The organism is Rhodococcus sp. BP-160 (genome assembly GCF_019836205.1).
Lineage (GTDB): Bacteria > Actinomycetota > Actinomycetes > Mycobacteriales > Mycobacteriaceae > Rhodococcoides.
Map to the genome: position 1 here is coordinate 557,301 of NZ_JABUEK010000002.1, position 26,001 is coordinate 583,301.

Below are 26,001 nucleotides of genomic sequence, written 5' to 3' on the forward strand. Positions count from 1 at the left end.
CGTGACACGTCGGTTCCGGGGCTTCGGCCCACCGCGCGCAGCGTGAACTCCGAATACGTTTCGGGCCCCGCGCTACGAGATCAAGACCTGATTCACCGAGACAGGACACAGGAGGTCGACGAAGACCCATGACGAACATCGTCGTACTGATCAAGCAGGTTCCCGACACGTGGTCCGAGCGCAAGCTCTCGGACGGCGACTACACGCTCGACCGCGACGCGGCCGATGCCGTGCTCGACGAGATCAACGAGCGCGCCGTGGAGGAGGCACTCCTGATCAAGGAGCGCGACGGCGGCGAGGTCAAGGTTCTCTCGGCAGGACCCGACCGCGCGACCGAGGCCATCCGCAAGGCCCTCTCCATGGGCGCGGACAGTGCTGTGCACGTCAACGATCCGGCCATGCACGGTTCCGACGCCATCCAGACCGCGTGGGCTCTCGCTGCCGCACTCGGCCAGGTGGAGTTCGAGAACGGTGAGGCCGCAGATCTGGTCATCGCCGGCAACGAGGCGACCGACGGCCGCATCGGCGCGGTCCCCGCCATCATCGCCGAGTACCTCGGCATCCCGCAGCTGACCCAGATGCGCAAGCTGGTCGTCGCCGACGGCAAGGTCAGCGGCGAGCGCGAGACCGACGAGGGCATCTTCGGCCTCGAGGCGGATCTCCCCGCGATCGTCAGCGTCACCGAGAAGATCAACGAGCCGCGCTTCCCGTCCTTCAAGGGCATCATGGCCGCCAAGAAGAAGACGGTGCAGGTCCTCACCCTCGCCGACATCGGCGTCGATCCGGAGACCGTGGGCGTCGCGAACGCGGGCACCACCGTCACCACGGTGACCCCGAAGCCGCCGAAGACCGCTGGTGAGCGCGTGAACGACGAGGGCGACGGCGGAACCAAGGTCGCCGAGTACCTCGTCGCGCAGAAGATCATCTAGATCCCCGTCACCAGCACACATTCGTCTCACTGCAGTACAGGAGAAACACCATGGCAGAGGTACTCGTACTCGTCGAGCACGCAGACGGGGCACTGAAGAAGGTCACCAGCGAGCTCATCACGGCCGCCCGCGTTCTGGGTGAGCCGTCCGCGGTGGTCACGGGAGCGCCGGGCACCACCGACGCGATCGCCGCCGCACTCACCGAGGCCGGCGCCGCGAAGATCTATGTCGCGGAGTCCGCCGACGTCGACGGCTTCCTCGTCACGCCGAAGGTCGACGTGCTGTCGTCCCTGGCCGAGTCGGTCTCGCCCGCCGCGATCCTCACGTCCGGTGGCATCGAGGGCAAGGAGGTGGCGGGTCGTCTCGCCGCTCGCCTCGGTGCCGGACTGCACCAGGACGTCGTGGCGATCAACGCCGACAAGTCCGCCACGTACTCCATCTTCGGTGGCGCGTTCACCGTCGAGGCGAAGACCAACGGCGACGTCCCGGTCATCTCGCTCCGCCCGGGTGCCATCGACGCCGAGCCGCAGGCCGGTGCCGGTGAGCGTGTCGACGTCGAGGTTCCCGCGCAGGAGGAGGCCGTCGTCAAGGTCACCTCGCGTGAGCCCGTCGCCGGCGGCGACCGCCCCGAGCTCACCGAGGCATCGGTCGTCGTCTCCGGTGGTCGCGGTGTCGGCAGCGCGGACAAGTTCTCCGTCGTCGAGGATCTGGCCGACTCGCTCGGTGCGGCCGTCGGCGCGTCGCGTGCAGCCGTCGACTCGGGCTACTACCCGGGCCAGTTCCAGGTGGGTCAGACGGGCAAGACCGTCTCGCCCCAGCTGTACGTCGCGCTCGGCATCTCCGGTGCGATCCAGCACCGCGCCGGCATGCAGACGTCCAAGACGATCGTCGCCGTCAACAAGGACGAGGAAGCACCGATCTTCGAGATCGCGGACTTCGGCGTCGTGGGCGACCTCTTCGACGTCACGCCTCAGCTCGCCGAGGCAGTGAAGAAGCGCAAGGGCTGATCCCCTCAGCAGTACCCGAGAGCCCCGCTACCGTTCGTCGGTAGCGGGGCTTTCGTCGTTCGTGCACCTTCCGGTCACGTCGTGTTGTGAGTGCCGTCGAGTGGGCTCGATAGATCTATGTGCCATGACATCAGATGTGTGCGACTCGGCACCGACCGTCATCACCCCGTCCTCGGCCGACGAGCACGTGCTCGTCTCCGACAAGCACCACTCACTCGTTCTCGGATCCACCCCGGAACACGTGCTCGCGGCGCAGCGGTTGCGCGCCACCGTGTTCGGCTCGGAAGCGGGGTACGAGTCGACCACCTTCGACGGCGGCCTCGACGCCGACCGCTTCGACGACCACTGCGATCACCTGCTCGTCGTCGACAACCGCACCGGCGATCGTGTCGGCTGCTACCGCATGCTCACCCCGGACGGTGCGGAGCGCGCCGGCGGGTACTACACGGCGACGGAGTTCGACATCAGCGAACTGCGTGCACACGAGTTGCGGACGGTCGAGATGGGTCGTGCGTGCGTCCTGGAGGGCCATCGATCCGGCTCGGTGCTGGCGCTGATGTGGTCCGGGATCCTCCGGTACATCGACCTCGGTGGCTACGACCGGGTGATGGGCTGTGTGTCGGTCCCCATGGCACTCGGCGACGGGGAGCCGGACGGCGCGCACGTCAAGGGCGTGTACGACCTCGTCGAGAAGCGGCACCGCTCCGAGGTCCGCGCGTACCCCCGCACCCCCGTGCGCGTCGACGGTGTCGCCCTCGCCGACATGACGGCGCCCGCCCGCACCTCGGTGCCGGCCCTGATGCGCGGCTATCTGCGCATGGGCGCCTCGATCTGCGGGGAGCCGGCCCACGATCCCGATTTCGGCGTCGCGGACTTCGTCACCCTCCTGCACATGAAGGACGCCAACGTCCGCTATCTCGACCGGCTCCGCTCGGCCGCGGCGACCGCGGAGTCGCACGCGTGACGACACACGCCTGGATGCCCGCCAGCCCGTGCGGGACGGGGTGCCATCCGGCGGTCTCGGCGACCGTGGGCACCGCACGCGTGGTGGTGCGCTGCGTCCTGGTGGCGGTGCTGCTCGCCGTGGTCCCGCTCCTGCTGGCGGGCCGGGTGTTGCCGGCGGGCGGTCGACGCGCCGCCGCACGTGCCGGAGCCAGGGGACTCCTCGGCGCGCTCGGTGTCCGGGTGACTCTGGACGGCGACCGCACGGCCGAGCCCACCGGCGTCGGAACGCTCGTCGTCGCCAATCACGTGTCCTGGACGGACGTCCTGGTGCTGGCAGCCTGTTTCCCGTGCCGCTTCGTCGCCCGCGCGGACCTCGTGGACTGGCCCGTCCTGGGTCTGCTCGCACGCATCGTGCGGGTCGTCCCCATCGCCCGTGAGCGACTCCGCTCCCTGCCCGGCACCGTCGACGAGGTGACCGAGGCCTTGCGATCGGGAGCCACGGTGGTCGTCTTCCCCGAGGGCACCACCTGGTGCGGAACCGCCTACGGATCGTTCCGTCCCGCCCTGTTCCAGGCGGCCATCGACGCCGGTGCGGTGGTGCGGCCGATCGCGGTCACTTACCGCGACGTCGACCACCGTCCGACGACGGCCACCGCCTTCGTGGGCGACGAGACCATCGGCGAGTCGATGTCGAGGATCCTGCGGCTGAAGGGCGTCCGTGCCGCCGTGCGGGTGTGCGAGGACATCGCGCCCATCGACGATCGTCGACTGCTGGCGCGCAGCGCGGAGTTGGCCGTGCGCCGACACCAGGACGAGACGGCAGTTCCGCCCTTGCGCGTCACCCGCACGCGACTGCCGCGCCGGGATCGGCTCGCCCAGCCGGTCCGCCCCGGTGAGTACGCCGGAACCGTCGTGCGGGCGAGCTGACGCACGGCAGTTCGGGCGTGCTCGCGCGGGGGAGAGGCGGGGTCCGCGACCGGTTATCCTGGACCACGTCATGCCACAGCCCCCACGTGTGCCCGGAACGCCGGTGTACCTCGATCATGCCGCGACCACTCCGATGGTCCCCGCGGCGATCGAGGCGATGACGGAGATCCATCGGACCGTGGGAAACGCGTCGTCCCTGCACGGATCGGGGCGCACGGCCCGCCGCCGCATCGAGGAGTCGCGGGAGTCCATCGCCGCGGCGCTGGGCGCTCGTCCGTCCGAGGTCATCTTCACCTCCGGCGGCACCGAGAGCGACAATCTGGCGGTCAAGGGCATCTTCTGGGCACGCCGAGCGCGTGATTCTCGTCGCGTCCGCGTGATCACCAGCTCGGTCGAGCATCACGCCGTGCTCGATGCCGTGGAGTGGCTCGAACGTCACGAGGGCGCCGCGGTGTCCTGGTTGCCGGTCGAGGCCGACGGCCGCGTCCTCCCGTCGACGCTGCGCCGAGAACTCGAGCTGCACGCCGACGAGGTCGCCGTCGTGTCGATCATGTGGGCGAACAACGAGGTGGGCACCATCATGGCGATCCGCGAACTCGCTGCCATCGCGGCCGAGTTCGACGTGCCCATGCACAGCGACGCGGTCCAGGTGGCCGGTGTCCGTGAGCTCGACTTCGCGTCCAGTGGTCTCTCCGCGCTGTCCATCGCGGCACACAAGTTCGGCGGACCCCAGGGCGTCGGCGCGCTGCTGCTCGGACGCTCGGTGCCCTGCGAATCACTGCTGCACGGAGGCGGTCAGGAACGCGACGTCCGGTCCGGGACGCCCGACACGGCAGGTGCCGTGGGCATGGCGGCCGCCCTCGACGTCGCCGTCGCCGGACGGGCCGACACCGAGGCGCGGCTCGTGGCGTTGCGCGAGCGTGTCATCGAGGGTGTCCTCGACGCGGTGCCCGGCGCGTCGGTCAACGGTGCCCGCGGCGCGGACAGACTCCCCGGCAACGTGCACGTCACGTTCCCCGGATGCGAGGGCGATTCACTGTTGATGTTGCTCGACGCGTCCGGTGTCGAGTGCTCGACGGGATCCGCGTGCACGGCGGGTGTCGCGCGGGCGAGTCATGTGCTGCTGGCGATGGGCGTCGATGCGGCCGATGCCCGCGGATCACTCCGGTTCTCCTTGGGCCACACCAGCACCGACGCCGATGTCGACGCACTGCTCGAGGTCCTGCCGCGCGTCGTCGAACGTGCGCGGGCCGCCGGCATGGCGTCCAGTTCGAGATGACGAGAACGTCGAGACGAGAAGAGTGGTGACATGAGAGTTCTGGCAGCGATGAGCGGCGGCGTCGATTCCGCCGTGGCGGCGGCGCGTGCCGTCGATGCCGGCCACGAGGTGGTCGGGGTGCACCTGGCGCTGTCCACCGCTCCCGGCGCTCTGCGCACCGGGTCGCGCGGGTGCTGCTCCAAGGAGGACGCCGGGGACGCGCGCCGCGCCGCGGACGTGCTCGGGATCCCGTTCTACGTCTGGGATTTCGCGGATCGGTTCAAGGAGGACGTGATCGACGACTTCGTCGCGTCCTACGCCGCAGGCGAGACCCCGAACCCGTGCCTGCGCTGCAACGAGAAGGTCAAGTTCGCGGCGCTCGCCGATCGGGCCGAGGCGCTCGGTTTCGACGCGGTCGCCACCGGCCACTACGCCCGGCTCGAGGACGGCGTGCTGCGTCGTGCGGTCGATGCCGACAAGGACCAGTCGTACGTGCTGGGCGTCCTCACCGCGCGCCAGCTGTCCCGTGCCCTGTTCCCGATCGGGGACACCCCGAAGGCGGAGGTGCGTGACGAGGCCGCCCGCCGCGGTCTCGCCGTCGCGGACAAGCCCGACAGTCACGACATCTGCTTCATCCCCTCCGGCGACACCCGGGCGTTCCTCGGCGCCCGTATCGGCGTGCGCCCCGGATCGGTGGTCGACGCGGACTCCGGCGCGGTGCTGGCCGAGCACGACGGTGTGCACGGGTTCACCGTCGGCCAGCGCAAAGGCCTCGGTGTCGAGGGACCGGCCGCCGACGGCAAGCCGCGGTACGTCACCTCCATCGAGCCCGAGACCGGGACCGTCCGGGTCGGCTCGGCGAGCCGCCTCGACGTGTACGGCATCGATGCGAGCACACCCGTCTGGACGTCCGGCACGGCGCCCGAGGGCGACGTGGACTGCGTCGTCCAGGTCCGGGCACACGGCGGAATCGCGGACGCCGTCGCTCGTGTCGACGGCGACACCCTGCGCATCGGTCTGCGGTCCCCGCTCACCGGAGTTGCCCGTGGTCAGGCAGCCGTGCTGTACCGCCCCGACCCGGCAGGCGACATCGTGGTCGGCAGCGGCACCATCGCGGCAACCTCCGCCGAGTCGCCACTCACCGCGTCCGCTCGCCCGTGACGGATCCTGCTGCCGCTCTGGCAGGCGTGGCGACGGGCGTCGGCTCGTGGCCGGGAACGGACATCGCGAACGCCGTCACGACGGTGATCGGCGAGCTCCCCGACCTGCCGCACGTCGTGGAACTCCCGGCGCGAGGTCTCGGCGCCGACATGATCGGGCGCACCGGCGTGCTGCTGGTCGACATCGAGATCGATGCGGCCACCAGCGGATACCGCGTGAGCCGACGGCCGAGTACGACGAGCCGCCGGGCCCGCGACTTCCTGACGGAGGACCTCGACGTTCTCGAGGAGCAGTGGGAACTGGCCGGGCTGCGCGGATCCGGCCGCGCCGTCAAGGTGCAGGCCGCGGGCCCGCTGACGATGGCCGCGGACATCGAGCTGGCGTTCGGTCACCGCGCCTTGACCGACCGCGGTGCGGTGCGCGACATAGCCGGGTCGTTGGCCGAGGGAGTGGCCGCGCACGCCGACGAGGTCGCGAGGCGGCTCGGCGCCGAGGTGGTCGTCCAGTTCGACGAACCTCGCATCGCGGCCGTGCTGGCCGGTCGCCTGCAGGGCGTGACGAGCCTCGAGCAGATCGCCGCGGTGCCGGCGCCGGAGGTGGCCGACCTGCTGGGCTCGGTGGTGCAGCGGGTGAACCGACCCGTGATCGTGCACACGTGCTCCGCCGACGTCCCGTTCGAGGTCTTCGAACGCAGCGGGGTGCACGGCGTCTCGTTCGATCTGTCCCTGCTGCCCACGTCGCGGTACGACGCGGTCGGCGAGTACCTGGAGAGCGGCGGTGTCGCCGTCCTGGGGGTGGTGCCGGGAACCGACCCGGATAAGTACCCGGCGTGGCGCGAGAGTGCGGCGCCCGCAGTGGAACTGATGGATCGGTTGGGCTTCCCGAGGCGGTACCTCGCCGAGCGCGTCGCCGTCTCACCCACGTGTGGGTTGTCCGGCGCGAGCCTGCCGTGGGCCCGGCACGCTCTGACGGTGCTGCGCGACGTCCGCGCTGCTTTCACCGAGGATCCCGACGCGCTGTGACACCGGCCTTCGTCACCGGGAACGGTGTCGGAGCGCTCCGATAGTCTGCGATCGTGGACGAGATCGAGACACCGCCGGACCTGGTCCCGGCCTCACCCGAGCAGAAGCAGGAGTGGGACGCGCTGGCCGAGGAGGTCCGCGGTCACCAGTTCCGGTACTACGTGCGGGACGCGCCGATCATCTCGGACGGGCAGTTCGACGAGTTGCTGAAGCGCCTGCAGGCGATGGAGGAGGAGCATCCGGATCTCCGGACGCCCGACTCGCCGACGCAGCTCGTCGGTGGCGGCTTCGAGACGGACTTCACGGCTGTCGACCACCTCGAGCGAATGTTGTCCCTGGACAACGTGTTCGACGCGGACGAGCTGCGTGCCTGGGCGCGCAGGGTCGAGGTGGAGGCGGGGGAGAACCTGCACTACCTCTGCGAGGTCAAGATCGACGGTGTCGCGCTCAATCTGGTGTACGAGAACGGCCGACTGGTGCGCGCCGCCACCCGCGGTGACGGACGCACCGGGGAGGACGTGACGCTCAACGCGCGCACCATCGACGACATCCCCGAGGTGCTCACCCCGTCGGACGAGTTCCCGGTCCCGACGCTGCTCGAGGTGCGGGGCGAGGTGTTCTTCCGACTCGAGGACTTCCAGGCGCTCAACGCCTCTCTCGTCGAGCAGGGCAAGCCGCCGTTCGCCAACCCGCGCAACTCCGCCGCGGGGTCGCTGCGGCAGAAGAACCCCGCGGTCACCTCGCGGCGGCGGCTCGGCATGATCTGTCACGGGTTCGGCCGGATGGAGGGCTTCGCCCCCGCCGCCCAGTCCGTCGCGTACGACGCGCTCGCCGCCTGGGGTCTGCCGGTCTCGACTCACACCGCACTGGTGCAGGGCGTCGACGCGGTGGTCGAACGCATGGAGTACTGGGGCGAGAACCGGCACTCGGTCGAGCACGAGATCGACGGCCTCGTGGTGAAGGTCGACGAGATGGCGTTGCACCGCCGACTCGGATCCACGTCCCGCGCACCCCGCTGGGCCATCGCCTTCAAGTATCCGCCGGAGGAGGCCACCACGACGTTGCTCGACATCCGGGTCAATGTCGGTCGCACCGGGCGAGTGACGCCGTTCGCGTTCATGGAGCCGGTGCTCGTGGCAGGGTCGACGGTGTCCCTCGCGACGTTGCACAACGCGTCCGAGGTCGTGCGCAAGGGCGTGCTGATCGGAGACACGGTGGTCATCCGCAAGGCGGGCGAGGTGATCCCGGAGGTGCTCGGTCCTGTGGTCGACGCGCGCACCGGGGACGAGCGGGAGTTCGTCATGCCGACGCACTGCCCCGAGTGCGGAACCGAGCTCGCACCGGCCAAGGAGGGCGACGCCGACATCCGCTGCCCCAACTCGCGCTCGTGCCCGGCACAGTTGCGGGAGCGGGTCTTTCACGTCGCGGGCCGTGGTGCATTCGACATCGAGGTGTTGGGGTACGAGGCCGCGACGGCGCTGCTGTCCGCACAGGTGATCGAGGACGAGGGCGATCTGTTCGATCTCACCGAGGACCAGCTCACCCGGACGGATCTCTTCCGAACCAAGGCGGGAGCGCTGTCCGCGAACGGTCGGCGATTGCTGGACAACCTGGGGCGAGCCAAGGATCAGCCGCTGTGGCGGGTGCTCGTCGGATTGTCGATCCGCCATGTCGGGCCGACCGCCGCCCGCGCCCTCGCCGCCCGCTTCGGGTCGCTCGACGCCATCCGGGCGGCGACGGAGGAGGAACTGGCCGCCGCCGACGGGGTGGGCCCCACCATCGCCCGCGCAGTCGTCGAGTGGTTCGACGTCGACTGGCACCGCGCCATCGTGGAGAAGTGGTCGGCGGCGGGCGTGCGCATGGAGGACGAACGCGACGAGAGTATCGAGCGCACGCTCGACGGTCTGTCGATCGTCGTCACCGGATCGCTCGCCACGTTCACGCGTGACGACGCGAAGGAGGCGATCCTGGCCCGCGGCGGCAAGGCGGCCTCGTCGGTGTCGAAGAAGACGGCGTTCGTGGTCGTCGGCGACGCGCCCGGATCCAAGCACGACAAGGCGCTCGAACTGGGTGTTCCCGTGCTCGACGAGGACGGGTTCCGCACGCTGCTCGGCGAGGGGCCCGACGCGGCCCGCGCGCTGGTCGCCGGGGCGGACTCAGCCGAGGACGGTGGCGACGATGCCGGCCAGGTAGCCGAGCCGGGCGATCTCTGACGGTCGGAAGTCCGGTCCGCCGGGTCGTCCCAGCACCAGCACGGTGCCCGACGATCCGAGCGGCGCCGCGGCCAGTGTGGTGTCCATGTCCTTCCACGACTGCGGAACCCATGCTCCGGTCGGGTCGAGGACTGCCGGCTTCTCGAGGGGCATCCACGGCATGTCGTCGGCCCGCGACTCGGGCGCCCCGGAGCTGCCGACGATGACTGCCGGACCGTGATCCGACATGCCCACCACGGTGCTCCACCCGACGCGCAGCACCCGCGGCGCACCGTCCACGAGCACCTGCAGACGGTCGTCGTGCGCCGTCGCCACCTGATCGATGAGCTCGAGCTCGCGGTGTGTGTCCAGGATGCCGGCGTAGGGACGGATCGAGTCCACGCGGACGTCGGTGAGCTTCTCGGCCGCGGTGATGAGTGTGTCGGGGAGGGCGCCCGGCGCGACGTCCACCACCAGATCGTCCACCGCGAATCCGGCTCCGCGTTCGATGACGTCGAGCGACAGGATGTCGGCCCCCACCGAACCCAGGGCGACGGCGAGCGACCCGAGACTGCCCGGACGGTCGGGCAACTGGACCCGCAGGAGATACGACACGCCGACATCCTCGCACTCGACGCCGTCTCCATCGAGTCGCACGCGGCTCACGGGAAGGTGGAGGACGGCCGGGCTCGCCGTCCCTCGCCGCGACGCGAGGCCGTGACGGTGGGGTGGTCGCCACGAACTAGGCTGCTCGGCATGCGTTACGAATCGAAGGGGGCCTGACGGACGTGTCTGCCATATCCCGCGACGAGGTCGCCCACCTCGCACGACTGTCCCGGCTCGCGCTCGAGGAGCACGAACTCGATGCGTTCGCCGGTCAGCTCGACGCCATTCTGGGCCACGTGAAGGCGGTGTCGGAGGTCGACGTCTCGGACGTCGACGCCACCGCGAGTCCGCTCGCTGTGACCAACGTCACCCGGCCAGACGTCATCGTCCCGGGTCTCGGCCCGGACAGTGCCCTCGCCGAGGCGCCCGCGTCCGAACAGAGCCGCTTCGCGGTGCCGCGCATCCTGGGAGAAGACTGATGACCGCCGCCGAGCAGACCGATCTGATCCGGTCCACCGCGTCCGACCTGGCCGCGAAGATCCGTACCCGCGAGGTCTCCGCCGTGGAGGTCACTCGCGCCCACCTCGATCGCATCGCCGAGGTCGACGGAACGCTGCACGCCTTCCTGCACGTCGCGGGGGACGAGGCGATCGCCGCCGCCCAGCGCGTCGACGACGCGTTGGACGCGGGTGAGACGCCCGCGTCGGAGTTGGCCGGCGTCCCGTTGGCGCTGAAGGACGTGTTCACCACCACGGACATGCCCACCACCGCCGGCTCGAAGATCCTCGAGGGATGGGTCTCGCCGTACGACGCCACGGTCACCGCGAGGCTGCGTGCCGCGGGAATCCCGTTGCTGGGCAAGACCAACATGGACGAGTTCGCGATGGGGTCGTCCACCGAGAACAGCGCGTACGGACCCACCCTGAACCCGTGGGACACCACTCGGGTGCCGGGCGGTTCGGGCGGCGGTTCGGCCGCGGCGCTCGCGTCGTTCCAGGCACCGTTGGCCATCGGTACCGACACCGGTGGCTCGATCCGGCAACCGGCCGCCGTCACCGGAACCGTCGGGTGCAAGCCGACGTACGGCGGCGTCTCCCGGTACGGGCTCATCGCCTGCGCCTCCTCCCTGGATCAGGGCGGTCCCTGCGGGCGGACGGTGCTCGACACCGCGTTGCTGCACCAGGTCATCGCCGGACACGACCCCCGCGACTCGACGTCGGTCGACGCGGCGGTGCCGGACGTCGTCGCGGCGGCGCGCCGCGGCGCGGGTGGAGATCTGACGGGCGTGCGCGTCGGCGTCGTCAAGGAACTGCACTCGGACGCCTATCAGCCGGGGGTCATCTCCTCCTTCGACGCCGCCGTCGAGGTGCTCACCTCGCTGGGCGCCGAGGTGGTGGAGGTGTCGTGCCCCAACTTCGATCACGCCCTCGCCGCGTACTACCTCATCCTCCCGTCGGAGGTGTCGTCCAACCTCGCCCGCTTCGACGCGATGCGCTACGGACTGCGGGTCGGTGACGACGGAACGCACAGTGCCGATCAGGTCATGGCGATGTCGCGTGCCGCCGGGTTCGGCCCGGAGGTCAAGCGCCGCATCATGATCGGGACGTATGCGCTGTCCGCAGGCTACTACGACGCGTACTACGGCCAGGCTCTGAAGATCCGGACGCTCATCGCCCGGGACTTCGATCGTGCCTACGAGAAGGTGGACGTCCTGGTGTCGCCCACCACCCCGTCGACGGCGTTCGCGCTGGGCGAGAAGGTCGACGACCCCATCGCCATGTACCTGTACGACCTCTGCACCCTGCCGACCAACCTGGCCGGTCACCCGGCCATGTCGGTGCCGTCCGGTCTCGCGGACGGTCTCCCGGTCGGGCTGCAGATCATGGCTCCGGCGATGGCGGACGATCGCCTCTACCGGGTCGGTGCGGCGTACGAAGCCGCACGGGGAGAGTTTCCCCAGCCGTCCGCGATCTGATCCGACCGTGCCTCCCCGCGCCGGAGGTAGCAAGATGGTGACGAGCATCGTGCGCGGCGACCCCGCGTCGACACCCGCGAACGAGAGGCACCGACCCATGCGTATCGGAGTACTGACCGGCGGCGGCGACTGCCCGGGACTCAACGCGGTCATCAGGGCCGTCGTACGCACGGCGGACGCCCGCTACGGGTCGTCGGTGGTCGGATTCCTCGACGGCTGGCGCGGCCTGCTCGAGGACCGTCGTATCCAACTGCGCAACGACGATCGCAACGATCGACTGCTCACCAAGGGCGGCACCATCCTGGGGACCGCACGCGTCAATCCCGAGAAGCTGCGGGCGGGGCTCGACCAGATCAAGCAGACGATGGACGACAACGGCATCGACGTGCTCATCCCCATCGGCGGCGAGGGCACGTTGACCGCCGGACACTGGCTGTCGCAGGAGGGCGTGCCCGTCATCGGGGTTCCCAAGACCATCGACAACGACATCGACTGCACCGACGTCACGTTCGGTTTCGACACGGCACTCACCATCGCCACCGACGCGATCGATCGGCTGCACAGCACCGCCGAGTCCCACCAGCGCGTCATGCTCGTCGAGGTGATGGGGCGGCACGCCGGCTGGATCGCGCTGCACTCCGGCCTCGCGTCCGGCGCGCACATGACACTGATCCCCGAGCAGCCCTTCGACGTCCAGGAGGTGTGCGATCTGGTGAAGAAGCGGTTCCAGCGCGGGGACTCCCACTTCATCTGCGTCGTCGCCGAGGGAGCGACGCCCAAGGAGGGGTCGATGGAGATCCGCGACGGAGGAATCGACGAGTTCGGCCACGTCCGGTTCACCGGTGTCGCACAGCAATTGGGCGTCGAGATCGAACGCCGCATCAACAAGGAGGTCCGCACCACGGTGCTGGGCCACGTGCAGCGCGGCGGCAAGCCCACTCCGTACGACCGCGTCCTCGCCACCCGTTTCGGCGTCAACGCCGTCGACGCCGTGCACGCGGGGGAGAAGGGCAAGATGGTCTCCCTCCAGGGCGCTGAGATCGGCCTGGTGGACCTCGAGGAGGCCGTCCGCCAGCTCAAGCGGGTTCCCGAGAGTCGCTACCTGGACGCGGCCGCCTTCTTCGGCTGACACCGAGGGGGTTCGGCCCACCGGTCCGCAGTAAACTCGGCACCATGACTGCTGCCACCTCATCGCACTCGACGAGCCTGATGGACTACGACGAGGTGATCTCCCGGTACGACCCCGTGCTGGGCATGGAGGTGCACGTCGAGCTCGGTACCGCCACCAAGATGTTCTGTGGGTGCCCCACCGAGTTCGGTGCCGAGCCCAACACCCAGGTGTGTCCGGTGTGCCTCGGCCTGCCGGGTGCGCTGCCGGTGGTCAACGCGGCTGCCGTCGAGTCCGCCATCCGGATCGGCCTCGCGCTGAACTGCTCCATCACGCCGTGGGGTCGGTTCGCGCGGAAGAACTACTTCTACCCGGACCAGCCGAAGAACTACCAGATCTCGCAGTACGACGAGCCGATCGCCACCGAGGGCTTTCTCGACGTGGTGCTCGACGACGGGTCCACGTGGCGGGTCGACATCGAGCGCGCCCACATGGAGGAGGACACCGGCAAGTCGTTGCACGTCGGCGGCGCCACCGGTCGTATCGACGGAGCGAGTCACTCACTGCTGGACTACAACCGGGCCGGTGTGCCTCTCGTCGAGATCGTCACCAAGACCATCGAGGGCGCCGGCGACCGCGCGCCCGAGGTGGCCCGCGCCTACGTCACCGCGCTGCGGGAACTGATCCGCGAGCTCGGCGTGTCCGACGTGCGGATGGACCAGGGCTCGCTCCGGTGCGATGCCAACGTCTCGCTGATGGAGAAGGGCGCCACCGAGTTCGGCACCCGGACCGAGACCAAGAATGTCAACTCCCTCAAGAGCGTCGAGGTCGCCGTCCGCTACGAGATGCGCCGTCAGGCAGCAGTTCTCGCGGAGGGCGGCGAGATCGTGCAGGAGACGCGGCACTTCCAGGAGGCCGACGGCAGCACGGCGCCCGGTCGCAAGAAAGAGACCGCGGAGGACTACCGCTACTTCCCGGAGCCCGATCTCGAGCCGGTCGCCCCGGACGCCGCCTGGGTCGAGGAACTGCGCGCCACCATTCCCGAGGCGCCGTGGATCACCCGCTCTCGCATCCAGAAGGAGTGGGGCTGGTCCGATCTCGTCATGCGCGACGTCGTCAACGCCGATGCGCTCGGCCTCATCACCGCGACCGTCGACGCCGGTGCGACACCCGACGCCGCCCGCAGCTGGTGGGTGGCGTACCTGTCGCAGCAGGCCAACACCCGCGGCGTCGACCTCGCGGACCTGGCGATCACCCCGGTTCAGGTGGCCCGCGTCGCCGCGCTGGTCGCCGACCGCACACTCACCAACGCCAACGCCCGCAAGGTGGTCGACGGTGTCCTCGATAATGAGGGTGACCCCGACGCCGTCGTCGAGGCACGCGGACTCGCTGTCGTGCAAGACGATTCGGCGCTCGAGACGGCCGTGTCCGAAGCGCTCGCGGCCAACCCCTCCGTCACGGAGAAGATCCGCGGCGGCAAGGTGCAGGCCGCCGGTGCCATCGTCGGTGCCGTCATGAAGGCGACCAAGGGCCAGGCCGACCCCGCGCGAGTCAAGGAACTCGTCATCGCCGCCTGCAGCTAGAACGACCGGCCTCCGGCCTTCCCGCTAGTCGCTCCCGCCGCCGCCGGCCGGCACCGGCACGATGACCACTCGGTCGTCCGTCGGCACCGGCTGGCCGCCGTCCTTGTTCACGGTGGTCACCCACACCTGGCCCTGAGCGCCGAGCGACGCACCACGCAGGCGGCCGTACCGGTCCTGTGCGGTGAGGGTCGGCGGCGTCGTCACCGCGTTGGTGTCCGGGTCCACGGGAACCAGTGCCAGCGCACGGGCACCGGACATCGACACGGCCACCGAGCCGGGTGCGGCCGCGCATCCGCCGACGCCCGGCTTGTCCGGCCACGTCCACACGGGACTGACGACGGCACCCTCGGGCGTGATGCGGGACAGCCGGTCCTCGGTGGCCGTCGCATCGGTCACCCAGGTGCTGCCCGTGGCGTCGATGCAGACGTCGCCGGCGCGGCCGATGCCGCTCATGACGACGCGGGGAGCCGAGGTGGAGTCGACACGCGGGTCGGTGACGGCCAGAACCTTGCCTGCGAGCGACGCCGGGTTCGCCGCAGCGGCGGGATCGCCCCCGTCGCCTGTGATCACCCGGAGTTCGTCGGGTGACGAGAAATCGAGTGCACCCGAGCTGGTGGTCCCGCGGGGGATGCCGGCGAGCACGGTCTTGGGAACGTCTCCCGCCGCGATGCGCACCACGCGGTTGTCGGTCGCCGTCGTGATGTACGCGTAGAGGAGGCGGTCCTCGTCGTAGGTGGGGGACAGCGTGATGTCGAGCAGTCCGCCGTCGCCGTCACCGTCGACCGGGACGGTCACGACGGGTCGGGGCGCCTGGCCCGGAGCCACCTGGAAGATGGTGCCGGTGCGACGCTCGCCGACCAGGGCCGATGCCCCGCCGGGGAGGACGACGAGGCCGGACAGGGTGTCGAGACAGGTCGCGACCACGTTGGGATCCGGATCCACGCAGGGGCCGGTGGCCGGCGACGGCGCGGGCGGCGTGCTGGAACCCGGCGCTCCCGGCTCCACCGGTTCGATGTCGGCAGCACCGAACGTGGGTTCGGGGGAGAACTCCGTCGAGGCGGAGTCGTCGAAGCGTGCGCATCCCGCGGAGGCCGTGACGATCGCCATCACCGCCGCGCCGAGCACGAACGATCGCCGGGCCGCGCGCCGAGTCCCACCCACTGTCATGAGATCCCACGGTACGGGTCGCGCCTGCGCCGGGAACGGGCCCGCCGCATCTACGCTGATGCACGTGAGTGAGAAGTCCGATGACACAGGCCGATCCCCGTCCGGTTACGAGCCGGCGGCGAGTCCCTACGACCAGCCGACCGAGCGGATAGGCGGGGGCAGCGGAGCACAGCTCCCGCGCACCGACGACGAACTGGACGCCGACCGGTCGCGTACCGCGCATCCCACCGAGAAGCTCACCGGCTACCCCGGTGACACGACGACGGCGGGTCGCACCGAACCGGCCTACGACGACAGCGCGACGCGCGCGATCCCGGTGGCCGGAACCGATCGCACCGCGACCCCCGCCGAGGTGCGGCCCGATGTGGTCCCGGAGCGTCGCGGCACGCTCGATCTCGGACTGCTGATCCTGCGCGTGAGTGTCGGCGCGATCGTGCTGGTGCACGGTCTGCAGAAGCTCACGGGATGGTTCGACGGTCCCGGGCTCTCGGGCTTCCAGGAGATCGTCGCCGGGTCCGGCTACGACCAGGCACGTCTGCTGTCCATTCTCGGTGCGGTCGGCGAGGTCGCCGGCGGTGCGCTGCTGATCCTCGGCCTGGCCACGCCTCTCGCGGGTGCCGCAGTCCTGGCCGTCATGATCAACGCCTGGCTCGTGCGTCAGGTCGGCGAGCCGGGGTTGCAGTTCTTCGCCCCTGCAGGTGTCGAGTACGAGACGCTGCTGGTGCTGGCGTCGGCGTCCATCATCCTCACGGGCCCCGGACGGATCGCCGTGGACGGCGGACGTGGATGGGCGCGCCGGCCCTTCATCGGGTCGTTCCTCGCGTTGGCCATCGGCATCGGCGGTGCTGCAGCGCTGTGGATCTTCCTGAACGGCGCCGACCCCTTCGCCTGATCCGTGCGTCACCGTCCACAACTCGGCCGGATCGACGGGATTCCGTCGATCCGGCCGAGTTGTGGTCGTTCAGGCCCGCGGTTCGGCCTCGTCCTGCTCGACGGCGGACTCGGCCTCGACCGGCTCGTCCTGAGCGGGCTCCTCGACCGGCGACGGATCCGGCACCGCGCCGCCGCTCGCCGCGGACAGAAGCGGGAGCTTGTCGACGGTCACGCCCGGCATCCGGACGGTCGAGCCGTCCTCGAGGGTCGCCTTGCCCCACCCGAGCTTCGGGAACAGCAGTCCCGTCACGGACGACCACGGCACCGTGGTGGAACGGAACGCCCGGCGCGAGACGAACCGCTCCGGAGTGACGGTGGTCCGGACGCGGATGATCCAGTACCCCAGCAGGACCGGGAGCGCGAGCATCCACCCGAAGAGCTCCGGCGCCCCGACCACGGGGAACGTGACCCCGAACAGGAACAGCGCCACGCCGGACAGCGCCAGGGCCGGGATGCGGAACACCGTGGGGGCCGCGGGGGAGGCGTCGGAAGTGGGGCTCTCGGTATGGGAGACTGTCACCGGTGGTTCGGACTGCTGCGAAGACGACACCCCTCCATCTTCGCACTGCATAACGCCATCCCACATAATGGGACAACGAGTTCGGTAAGTTTGACTGGCACCGCATCACGCGCCTAACGTCACACGCGTGAAGCGTGAAGAGTTCCTCGTAATCGGCAGGCGCGTCGTCGCCTGAGCCGAAACGTCTTCACGCTCAGCCACGACGCGCCACCCTCGTACAGCATCTGCTGGCGAGGGTTTTTTCTTGCCCGGATGAAGTTCTAAGGAAGCACCAGTGAGCGCACCCACCGCCCGGCCCGGCCCGGCACCACGCAAGGCTCCGCCCGCCGCCGATCGTCCCACTCCGTCCGCGACGCCGCAGCGTCGTCCCCTCGCGCCCGAGCGCGTGACCGGAGCGAAGTCCGTCGTCCGCGCACTCGAGGAGCTCGAGGTCGACGTCGTCTTCGGCATTCCCGGTGGTGCCGTACTTCCCGTCTACGATCCGCTGCTCGACTCGGCGAAGGTCCGGCACGTGCTGGTGCGACACGAGCAGGGTGCCGGCCACGCCGCCACCGGCTACGCGCAGGCCACCGGCCGCGTCGGCGTGTGCATCGCGACGTCCGGTCCCGGCGCCACCAACCTGGTGACGCCGCTGGCCGATGCGCAGATGGACTCCGTCCCGGTCGTCGCCATCACCGGACAGGTCGGCCGCGCGCTGATCGGTACCGACGCCTTCCAGGAAGCCGACATCTCGGGCATCACGATGCCCGTCACCAAGCACAACTTCCTCATCACCGACCCGCTCGACATCCCGCGCATGATCGCCGAGGCCTTCTACCTGGCGTCCTCCGGACGACCGGGCGCGGTGCTCGTCGACATCCCGAAGGACGTCCTGCAGGCGCAGACCACCTTCTCGTGGCCGCCGGAGATGAAGCTGCCGGGCTACCGCCCGGTGACGAAGCCGCACGGCAAGCAGGTGCGTGAGGCCGCGCGGCTCATCGCGGCAGCGAAGAAGCCGGTGCTGTACTGCGGCGGCGGCATCATCAAGTCGAACTCGTCGCCCGAGCTCCTCGAGCTGGCGGAGCTCACCGGCATCCCCGTCGTGACGACACTGATGGCGCGGGGCGTCTTCCCGGACAGCCACGACCTGAACCTCGGCATGCCCGGCATGCACGGAACGGTCGCCGCGGTCGCCGCACTGCAGAAGAGCGATCTGCTCATCACGCTCGGCGCTCGTTTCGACGACCGCGTGACCGGGCAGCTCGACTCGTTCGCCCCCGAGGCGAAGGTGGTCCACGCCGACATCGATCCCGCCGAGATCGGCAAGAACCGGTTCGCCGACGTGCCGATCGTGGGTGACTGCCGCGAGGTCATCGTCGAGCTGATCGAGGCGATCCGCGCGGACCAGGCCACCGGCACCGCCCTGGATCTCGCCGACTGGTGGACCTACCTCGACAACGTGCGGCGCACCTACCCGCTGAGCTACGACCGTCCGTCGGACGGTGCGATGTCGCCCGAGTTCGTGATTCAGTCGATCGGCAAGTTCGCCGGACCCGACGCGATCTACTGCGCCGGGGTCGGACAGCACCAGATGTGGGCCGCTCAGTTCATCAGTTACGAGAAGCCGCGGACGTGGCTCAACTCGGGTGGACTCGGCACGATGGGCTACGCGGTCCCGGCCGCGATGGGCGCCAAGATGGGTCTGCCCGACACCGAGGTCTGGGCCATCGACGGTGACGGCTGCTTCCAGATGACCAACCAGGAGCTCGCGACCTGTGCGGTCGAGGGCATCCCCATCAAGGTCGCCGTCATCAACAACGGCAACCTCGGCATGGTGCGGCAGTGGCAGACGCTCTTCTACGAGGAGCGCTACTCCAACACCGAGCTCGGCACGCACGGCGCCGTCCGCATCCCCGACTTCCTCAAGCTCGCCGAGGCGCTGGGATGCGTCGGACTGCGGTGCGAGCGTGAGGAGGACGTCGACGCGGTGATCGCGCAGGCGCGTGCGATCAACGATCGCCCGGTCGTCATCGACTTCATCGTCGGCAAGGACGCCCAGGTGTGGCCGATGGTCGCTGCGGGCACCGGCAACTCCGAGATCATGGCCGCCCGCGGCATCCGTCCTCTGTTCGACAACGACGAGGAAGCGGCGCAGGAGCCCGGCTCGGTCGGCGACGTCACCGAGGCGGCCCAGGGCGCGAATTCGAAAGGCATCGACCTGTGAGCACCAGTCACACCCTCAGCGTGCTCGTCGAGGACAAGCCGGGCGTGCTCGCACGCGTGGCGTCGCTGTTCTCGCGCCGCGGATTCAACATCGCCTCCCTCGCGGTGGGCGGCACCGAGGTGCCCGAGATCTCGCGCATGACCATCGTCGTCACGGTCGACGAGTTCCCGCTCGAGCAGGTGACGAAGCAGCTGAACAAGCTCGTCAACGTCATCAAGATCGTCGAGCAGGAAGCCGATTCATCGGTCGCCCGTGAGCTCGTGCTCATCAAGGTCCGCGCCGACGCGAGCGTGCGGAGCGAGGTCATCGAGACGGTGAACCTGTTCCGCGCCAAGGTCATCGACGTCTCGCCGGAGGCAGTCACCGTCGAGGCGACCGGTACCCGCTCGAAGCTCGAGGCGTTGCTCCGGATGCTCGACCCGTACGGTGTTCGCGAGATCGTCCAGTCCGGCGTCGTCGCGGTGGGTCGTGGGCCGAAGTCCATCACCGCGTCCCGCTAGTCACCCAACCCAGTAGTTTCGATTACCCGGTCACATGCGACCGGGACAGATGTAGGAGGAAACCACAGTGGCAGTCGAGATGTTCTACGACGACGATGCCGATCTCTCGATCATCCAGGGCCGCAAGGTCGCTGTGATCGGATACGGAAGCCAGGGCCATGCGCACTCGCTCAGCTTGCGCGACTCGGGCGTCGACGTCCGTATCGGTCTGAAGGAAGGCTCCAAGTCGCGTGACAAGGCTGCCGAGCAGGGCCTCGGCGTGGGTACGCCGGCGGAGGTCTCCGAGTGGGCCGACGTCATCATGCTGCTCGCTCCGGACACCGCCCAGGCGCAGATCTTCAAGGACGACATCGAGCCCAACCTCAAGGACGGCGACGCGCTGTTCTTCGGCCACGGCCTGAACATCCACTTCAAGCTCATCGAGGCCCCGGCCAACATCACCGTCGGCATGGTCGCCCCCAAGGGACCCGGCCACCTCGTGCGCCGTCAGTTCGTCGACGGCAAGGGTGTTCCCGCCCTGATCGCCGTCGACCAGGATCCGAAGGGTGAGGGCCAGGCTCTCGCGCTGTCCTACGCCCGCGGCATCGGCGGCACGCGTGCCGGCGTCATCAAGACCACGTTCAAGGAAGAGACCGAGACCGACCTCTTCGGTGAGCAGGCCGTGCTGTGCGGCGGTACCGAGGAGCTGGTGAAGACCGGCTTCGAGGTCATGGTCGAGGCCGGCTATGCGCCCGAGATGGCGTACTTCGAGGTGCTGCACGAGCTCAAGCTCATCGTCGACCTCATGTACGAGGGCGGCATCGCGCGCATGAACTACTCGGTGTCCGACACCGCGGAGTTCGGCGGCTACCTCTCCGGGCCGCGCGTCATCGATGCCGGCACCAAGGAGCGCATGAAGGCGATCCTGGCCGACATCCAGTCGGGCGAGTTCACCAAGCGCCTCGTGGCCAACGTCGAGAACGGCAACACCGAGCTCGAGGGCCTGCGCAAGCAGAACGCCGAGCACCCCATCGAGGTCACCGGCAAGAAGCTGCGCGACCTCATGAGCTGGGTCGACCGTCCCATCACCGAGACGGCCTGACTCTCGCATTCCTGACACGGGGCACCCGCGGTCGAGTTCCTCGACCTCGGGTGCCCTGCGTCGGGTCGCGGCTCGGCCACTAGGCTGACGCCCGCACGAATCCGGAACCACACCTCTTCTCCGTCACCTGATCAGGGAGTTCTCCACGTGAGCCAGCCAGGCCGCCCCGTCGTCCTCATCGCCGACAAACTTGCGCAGTCCACCGTCGAGGCTCTCGGCGACGGAGTCGAGGTCCGGTGGGTGGACGGTCCGGATCGTCCGGCCCTCCTCGCCGCGGTCCCCGATGCCGACGCCATCCTGGTCCGCTCCGCGACCACGGTCGATGCCGAGGTGCTCGCTGCCGGTACCAAGCTCAAGATCGTCGCCCGCGCCGGCGTCGGCCTGGACAACGTCGACGTCCCCGCAGCCACCGAGCGCGGCGTGCTCGTCGTCAACGCCCCCACGTCCAACATCCACACCGCCGCCGAGCACGCGGTGACGCTCCTGCTCTCGGCTGCTCGCCAGATCCCCGCCGCCGACGCCACACTGCGTCAGCACGAGTGGAAGCGCAGCAAGTTCAACGGCGTCGAGATCTTCGGCAAGACCGTCGGCGTGGTCGGGCTCGGCCGTATCGGTCAGCTCTTCGCGCAGCGTCTCGCCGCGTTCGAGACGCACATCATCGCGTACGACCCCTACGTCTCGCCGGCTCGTGCCGCGCAGCTCGGTATCGAGCTGGTCAGCCTCGACGAGCTTCTCGAGCGTGCCGACATGTTCTCCGTACACCTGCCGAAGACCCCCGAGACCAAGGGTCTGATCGGCAAGGAGGCGCTCGCCCGGACCAAGAAGGGCGTCATCGTCGTCAACGCCGCCCGCGGTGGACTGGTCGACGAGCAGGCTCTCGCCGACGCGATCACCAGCGGCCACGTCTTCGCCGCGGGCATCGACGTCTACGCGAGCGAGCCCTGCACCGACAGCCCGCTGTTCGAGCTCCCGCAGGTCGTCGTCACCCCGCACCTCGGTGCCTCGACCACCGAGGCCCAGGACCGCGCCGGCACCGACGTCGCCAAGTCCGTCCTGCTCGCCCTCGCCGGCGAGTTCGTGCCCGACGCGGTGAACGTCTCCGGCGGTGCCGTCGGCGAGGAGGTCGCGCCGTGGCTCGACATCGTGCGCAAGCAGGGCGTCCTGCTGGGTGCCCTGTCGGACGAGCTCCCGACGTCGCTGTCCGTCGACGTGCGCGGTGAGCTGGCGTCCGAGGACGTCGACATCCTCAAGCTGTCGGCGCTGCGGGGACTGTTCTCCGCCGTCATCGAGGACGCGGTCACCTTCGTCAACGCACCGTCGCTCGCCGAGGAGCGTGGTGTCACGGCCGACGTGACCAAGGCCAGCGAGAGCCCCAACCACCGGAGCGTCGTCGACGTCCGAGCGGTCTACGGCGACGGGACCGTCGTCAACGTCGCGGGCACCCTCACCGGTCCCCAGCACGTGGAGAAGATCGTCAACATCAACGGCCGCAACTTCGATCTGCGCGCCGAGGGCAAGAACCTCATCGTGACGTACGACGACCGTCCCGGCTCGCTCGGACGCATCGGCACCGCCCTGGGCGACGCCGGTGTCGACATCGCCGCCGCGGCACTCAGCCAGGACGCGGAGGGCGGTGGCGCCACCATCCTGCTGCGCGTCGATCGAGATGTGGCGCAGGACGTTCGGGACGCCATCGCCGCCTCCGTGGGCGCGACGACCATCGAGCTGGTCGACCTGTCCTGATGTCGACGCCGAACGAGGGGACTTCGATGAAGCTGGGTGTCGTGGCCGGAGACGGCATCGGACCGGAGGTGGTGGCCGAGGCGCTCAAGGTGCTCGAGGTGGTCGCGCCCGGTGCGGAGACCACGGAGTACGACCTGGGTGCACGGCGCTATCACGCGACGGGGGAGATCCTGCCGTCGTCGGTGCTCGAGGAGCTCCGCGGACACGACGCCATCCTGCTCGGCGCCATCGGTGATCCGTCGGTGCCCAGCGGTGTGCTCGAGCGCGGATTGTTGCTGACCGCACGATTCGCGCTGGATCACCACATCAACCTGCGCCCGTCCAAGCTGTACCCGGGTGTCGTCGGTCCGTTGGCGGGCAACAAGCCGGTCGACATCGTCGTCGTGCGGGAGGGCACCGAGGGCCCGTACACGGGCAACGGCGGCGCAATCCGCGTCGGCACTCCGCACGAGGTCGCCACCGAGGTCAGCCTCAACACGCGGTTCGGTGTGGAGCGCGTGGTCCGTGACGGCTTCGCGCGAGCGATGGGTCGTCGCAGGCACGTGACCCTGCTGCACAAGACGAACGTGCTGGGGTTCGCGGGATCGCTGTGGAAGCGGACGGTCGACGAGGTCGCCGCAGAGTTCCCCGACGTCGAGGTGGCGTACCAGCACATCGACGCGGCGACGATCCACCTGGTGACCGACCCGGGCCGCTTCGACGTGATCGTCACCGACAATCTCTTCGGCGACATCATCACCGATCTCGCGGCCGCGGTCGCCGGTGGTATCGGTCTGGCCGCGAGCGCGAACATCGATGCGACGCGCACGAATCCGAGCATGTTCGAGCCCGTGCACGGCAGTGCGCCGGACATCGCCGGCAAGGGAATCGCCGATCCGACGGCCGCCATCCTGTCGGTGTCGCTCCTCCTCGCACATCTCGGCGAGACCGAGGCGGCGGCGCGCGTCGAGTCCGCCGTCGCGCAGGACCTGGCGACGCGCACCGCCGGGGACCCGGGCACGACCGCGACGATCGGCGATCGGATCGCCTCACTGGTGTAGTCGGTCTCGCGCTTCTCGCGGAATGGTCGGTACCGCGAGAAGCGCGATCGCCGCGGACACCCCGAACGCCACCGCGTACGACGTGTGCGTGATCAGGGCGCCGAACACCGGGGGAACCGCCGACGCGGCGATGAACTGACTGGTGTTCTGCGCGCCGAGTGCTCGCCCGCTCCAGAACGGACCCGCCCGCTCGGCCACGGCGGTGAATGCGAGCCCGTTGGGTGACACCGTCGCCACCGACGCGACCACGAGTATCACCACCGATACCGCGAGGCCCGCGGCGTCCGCGATCGCCAGCGCGGCCATCACGGCCACGACGCCGACGGCGACCCACCGCATCGGTCCGAGTCTGCTGCCCACCCGGTCCGACACTGCGCCGGCGGCGATGCGTCCTCCCGCTCCGAGGATCTGCGAGACGGTGATCAGGACACCGGCGGCCTCCGGGGACCAGGCCCGTTGGTCCACGAGCCAGACGAGGGCGAACGTCCACACCACGTACTGCGGCACCACCAGCGCGACCGACGCACCGTGTATGCGCCAGAGATCGCGACGCCCGCGGTAGGGGTTGGCGAGGAGATCGGCACTCGAGGCGGCCGATCGGGAGGGCCGCGGCGGATCGAACACACCGACGAGGCAGGCGAGAGCGGAGAGGGCGGACGCGACCGCGGGAAGGAGCATCGCGGTCCCCACTCCGTGATCGCGGGCGATACCGGGAATCAGCAACGCGGACAGTGCGACTCCGAGAGGGAGTGACATCTGCCGGATGCCCATCGCCAGGCCGCGGCGGTGGGGAGGGAACCACCCCACCACCACGCGTCCGGTGGCGGAGTTCACGCTGGCGGCGGCCATGCCGCCGAGCAGCAGGAAGACGGCCAACGCCACCGTGGACTCCGTCGCGGCGGCGCAGAAGGCGGCCATCGACGTCAGCACGGAACCAGCGATCAGGGATCGCCGTTCGCCCACGCGGTCGACGACGGCGCCCCACGCGAACAGCGTCAGGACGATGCCGGCCGTCGGCATCGCCACGATCAGACCCGCCGACGCGAGCGAGAGTCCGCGCTGATCCCGAAGTGCGGGGATGAGGAAGGCGGCGCCGTTCAGAAGCAGTGCCGTGGAGGCCGTCGCGAGCATGCCGATCACGAGCATCGCCCACCGACCCGTCGTGGACGTGGTGTAGCGCTGGACGCGACTCATACCGGCTCCGTTCTCACTATATGGGACAACATTCTCGCCTGTTGAACTCCCGGTCGCCGATGCTACCCGTACGTGATCGTCGTTCGTCGCCCGCCGGTGTCCGCTCGACGCCGCTCGATAGACTTCCGCCATGCGTCTTGGTCGAGTAGCGAGTCCCGACGGTGTTGCATTCGTCGCCATCGAAGGCGACGGAGACGAGAGGACGGCGCGAGAGATCGCGGAACATCCCTTCGGCACACCCACCTTCACCGGCCGGAGCTGGTCCCTGGCCGATGTCCGCCTGCTGGCGCCCATTCTGGCCAGCAAGGTGATCTGCATCGGCAAGAACTACGCGGCGCACGCCGCGGAGATGGGCTCGGACGCACCCGAGGACCCGGTCATCTTCATCAAGCCCAACACGTCCATCGTCGGACCCGGTGCGAACATCGTGCGTCCGCCGACGTCGTCCGAGGTCCACTTCGAAGGTGAGCTCGCGGTGGTCATCGGCCGTCCGTGCAAGGACGTTCCGGCAGCACGCGCTCTCGACGTGGTGCTCGGCTACACCGTTGCGAACGACGTCACGGCCCGCGACAACCAGCGCCACGACGGTCAGTGGACCCGCGCCAAGGGTTACGACACCTTCTGCCCACTCGGCCCGTGGATCGAGACCTCGCTCGACGCCTCGGATCTCGCTCTGACCACCACGGTGGACGGCGCGGTGAAGCAGAACAGCCGTACGTCGCTCCTGCTGCACGACGTGCCGAAGATCATCGAGTGGATCTCGTCGGTGATGACGCTGCTTCCCGGTGACGTCATCCTGACCGGCACCCCGGAAGGCGTGGGGCCGATCGTGGCGGGCGAGAGCGTGTCCGTCGAGATCGAGGGCATCGGCACGCTGACCAATCCGGTGGTGGACAAGTGACCGCCG

General features: G+C 69.5%; 23 protein-coding genes. 19 read left to right on the forward strand and 4 right to left on the reverse strand.

Translation table 11 applies throughout. The annotated features are described in order from the left end of the window. Positions 1 to 128 precede the first annotated feature (128 nt). The 8 genes from HQ306_RS09065 to ligA all read left to right on the forward strand — a co-directional run bounded on the left by HQ306_RS09065 (position 129) and on the right by ligA (position 9,462). A complete protein-coding gene (locus HQ306_RS09065; protein WP_027507029.1) occupies positions 129 to 929 on the forward strand; it encodes an electron transfer flavoprotein subunit beta/FixA family protein in 801 nt (266 codons plus the stop codon). A gap of 50 nt (positions 930 to 979) precedes the next feature. Next, entirely contained in the window at positions 980 to 1,936 is a 957-nt protein-coding gene (locus HQ306_RS09070; RefSeq protein WP_027507028.1) for an electron transfer flavoprotein subunit alpha/FixB family protein, read from the forward strand. 124 nt (positions 1,937 to 2,060) lie between these two features. Further along, a complete protein-coding gene (locus HQ306_RS09075; protein WP_056445480.1) occupies positions 2,061 to 2,900 on the forward strand; it encodes a GNAT family N-acetyltransferase in 840 nt (279 codons plus the stop codon). Further along, positions 2,897 to 3,808 (forward strand): lysophospholipid acyltransferase family protein, encoded by a 912-nt coding sequence (locus HQ306_RS09080; RefSeq protein ID WP_155957127.1) that lies wholly within the window; start codon positions 2,897 to 2,899, stop codon positions 3,806 to 3,808. The genes HQ306_RS09075 and HQ306_RS09080 overlap by 4 nt, the downstream gene beginning before the upstream one ends. 70 nt (positions 3,809 to 3,878) lie before the next feature. Then, positions 3,879 to 5,087 carry a cysteine desulfurase family protein gene (locus tag HQ306_RS09085; RefSeq protein WP_222630674.1) on the forward strand — a complete coding sequence of 403 codons (1,209 nt, stop codon included), beginning with the start codon at positions 3,879 to 3,881 and terminating at the stop codon, positions 5,085 to 5,087. A 30-nt stretch (positions 5,088 to 5,117) separates the two neighbouring features. Beyond that, positions 5,118 to 6,227 carry a tRNA 2-thiouridine(34) synthase MnmA gene (mnmA, locus tag HQ306_RS09090; RefSeq protein ID WP_222630676.1) on the forward strand — a complete coding sequence of 370 codons (1,110 nt, stop codon included), beginning with the start codon at positions 5,118 to 5,120 and terminating at the stop codon, positions 6,225 to 6,227. Continuing rightward, entirely contained in the window at positions 6,224 to 7,249 is a 1,026-nt protein-coding gene (locus HQ306_RS09095; RefSeq protein ID WP_222630677.1) for a methionine synthase, read from the forward strand. The genes mnmA and HQ306_RS09095 overlap by 4 nt, the downstream gene beginning before the upstream one ends. 62 nt (positions 7,250 to 7,311) lie before the next feature. Then, positions 7,312 to 9,462 carry an NAD-dependent DNA ligase LigA gene (gene ligA, locus HQ306_RS09100; protein WP_222631461.1) on the forward strand — a complete coding sequence of 717 codons (2,151 nt, stop codon included), beginning with the start codon at positions 7,312 to 7,314 and terminating at the stop codon, positions 9,460 to 9,462. Here the strand turns inward: ligA and HQ306_RS09105 are convergent. Next, on the reverse strand, positions 9,406 to 10,056 hold the full coding sequence (locus HQ306_RS09105) for an amino acid-binding protein (protein WP_027507022.1): 651 nt from the start codon (positions 10,054 to 10,056) through the stop codon (positions 9,406 to 9,408). The genes ligA and HQ306_RS09105 overlap by 57 nt on opposite strands. A 173-nt stretch (positions 10,057 to 10,229) precedes the next feature. On the opposite strand from HQ306_RS09105, the gene gatC reads away from it, so the two are divergent. The 4 genes from gatC to gatB all read left to right on the forward strand — a co-directional run bounded on the left by gatC (position 10,230) and on the right by gatB (position 14,713). Beyond that, on the forward strand, positions 10,230 to 10,526 hold the full coding sequence (gene gatC / locus HQ306_RS09110; RefSeq protein WP_222630679.1) for an Asp-tRNA(Asn)/Glu-tRNA(Gln) amidotransferase subunit GatC: 297 nt from the start codon (positions 10,230 to 10,232) through the stop codon (positions 10,524 to 10,526). Further along, positions 10,526 to 12,022: an Asp-tRNA(Asn)/Glu-tRNA(Gln) amidotransferase subunit GatA gene (gatA, locus tag HQ306_RS09115; protein ID WP_037187049.1), complete on the forward strand. Its 1,497-nt coding sequence runs from the start codon at positions 10,526 to 10,528 to the stop codon at positions 12,020 to 12,022. The genes gatC and gatA overlap by 1 nt, the downstream gene beginning before the upstream one ends. A 97-nt stretch (positions 12,023 to 12,119) precedes the next feature. Beyond that, positions 12,120 to 13,151 carry an ATP-dependent 6-phosphofructokinase gene (locus HQ306_RS09120; RefSeq protein ID WP_027507019.1) on the forward strand — a complete coding sequence of 344 codons (1,032 nt, stop codon included), beginning with the start codon at positions 12,120 to 12,122 and terminating at the stop codon, positions 13,149 to 13,151. A gap of 44 nt (positions 13,152 to 13,195) precedes the next feature. Then, positions 13,196 to 14,713 carry an Asp-tRNA(Asn)/Glu-tRNA(Gln) amidotransferase subunit GatB gene (gene gatB / locus HQ306_RS09125; RefSeq protein WP_222630681.1) on the forward strand — a complete coding sequence of 506 codons (1,518 nt, stop codon included), beginning with the start codon at positions 13,196 to 13,198 and terminating at the stop codon, positions 14,711 to 14,713. 24 nt (positions 14,714 to 14,737) lie between these two features. Here the strand turns inward: gatB and HQ306_RS09130 are convergent, their stop codons facing one another. After that, positions 14,738 to 15,880: a PQQ-dependent sugar dehydrogenase gene (locus tag HQ306_RS09130; RefSeq protein ID WP_027507017.1), complete on the reverse strand. Its 1,143-nt coding sequence runs from the start codon at positions 15,878 to 15,880 to the stop codon at positions 14,738 to 14,740. A 58-nt stretch (positions 15,881 to 15,938) separates the two neighbouring features. Between HQ306_RS09130 and HQ306_RS09135 the strand changes: the two genes are divergently transcribed. Then, positions 15,939 to 16,772: a DoxX family protein gene (locus tag HQ306_RS09135; RefSeq protein WP_222630683.1), complete on the forward strand. Its 834-nt coding sequence runs from the start codon at positions 15,939 to 15,941 to the stop codon at positions 16,770 to 16,772. 69 nt (positions 16,773 to 16,841) lie between these two features. Here the strand turns inward: HQ306_RS09135 and HQ306_RS09140 are convergent, their stop codons facing one another. Then, a complete protein-coding gene (locus tag HQ306_RS09140) occupies positions 16,842 to 17,333 on the reverse strand; it encodes a PH domain-containing protein (RefSeq protein ID WP_162246770.1) in 492 nt (163 codons plus the stop codon). 274 nt (positions 17,334 to 17,607) lie between these two features. Between HQ306_RS09140 and HQ306_RS09145 the strand changes: the two genes are divergently transcribed. From HQ306_RS09145 to HQ306_RS09165, 5 genes are all read left to right on the forward strand, one after another. Next, a complete protein-coding gene (locus HQ306_RS09145; RefSeq protein ID WP_051613648.1) occupies positions 17,608 to 19,536 on the forward strand; it encodes an acetolactate synthase large subunit in 1,929 nt (642 codons plus the stop codon). Continuing rightward, positions 19,533 to 20,036 (forward strand): acetolactate synthase small subunit, encoded by a 504-nt coding sequence (ilvN, locus tag HQ306_RS09150; protein WP_027507015.1) that lies wholly within the window; start codon positions 19,533 to 19,535, stop codon positions 20,034 to 20,036. Before HQ306_RS09145 ends, ilvN begins: the two co-directional genes overlap by 4 nt. Before the next feature lie 79 nt (positions 20,037 to 20,115). Beyond that, positions 20,116 to 21,117 carry a ketol-acid reductoisomerase gene (gene ilvC, locus HQ306_RS09155; protein WP_027507014.1) on the forward strand — a complete coding sequence of 334 codons (1,002 nt, stop codon included), beginning with the start codon at positions 20,116 to 20,118 and terminating at the stop codon, positions 21,115 to 21,117. Positions 21,118 to 21,264: 147 nt separating this feature from the next. After that, positions 21,265 to 22,860, forward strand: coding sequence for a phosphoglycerate dehydrogenase (serA, locus tag HQ306_RS09160; RefSeq protein ID WP_056445463.1), 1,596 nt, complete (start codon positions 21,265 to 21,267; stop codon positions 22,858 to 22,860). A 26-nt stretch (positions 22,861 to 22,886) separates the two neighbouring features. Continuing rightward, positions 22,887 to 23,900, forward strand: coding sequence for a 3-isopropylmalate dehydrogenase (locus HQ306_RS09165; protein WP_222630692.1), 1,014 nt, complete (start codon positions 22,887 to 22,889; stop codon positions 23,898 to 23,900). On the opposite strand, the gene HQ306_RS09170 is transcribed toward HQ306_RS09165, so the two are convergent. Continuing rightward, entirely contained in the window at positions 23,889 to 25,094 is a 1,206-nt protein-coding gene (locus HQ306_RS09170; protein ID WP_222630694.1) for an MFS transporter, read from the reverse strand. The genes HQ306_RS09165 and HQ306_RS09170 overlap by 12 nt on opposite strands. Positions 25,095 to 25,224: 130 nt before the next feature. Here HQ306_RS09170 and HQ306_RS09175 point away from each other — a divergent pair, with 130 nt between their 5' ends. Then, entirely contained in the window at positions 25,225 to 25,995 is a 771-nt protein-coding gene (locus HQ306_RS09175) for a fumarylacetoacetate hydrolase family protein (protein WP_027507010.1), read from the forward strand. Positions 25,996 to 26,001 lie beyond the last annotated feature (6 nt).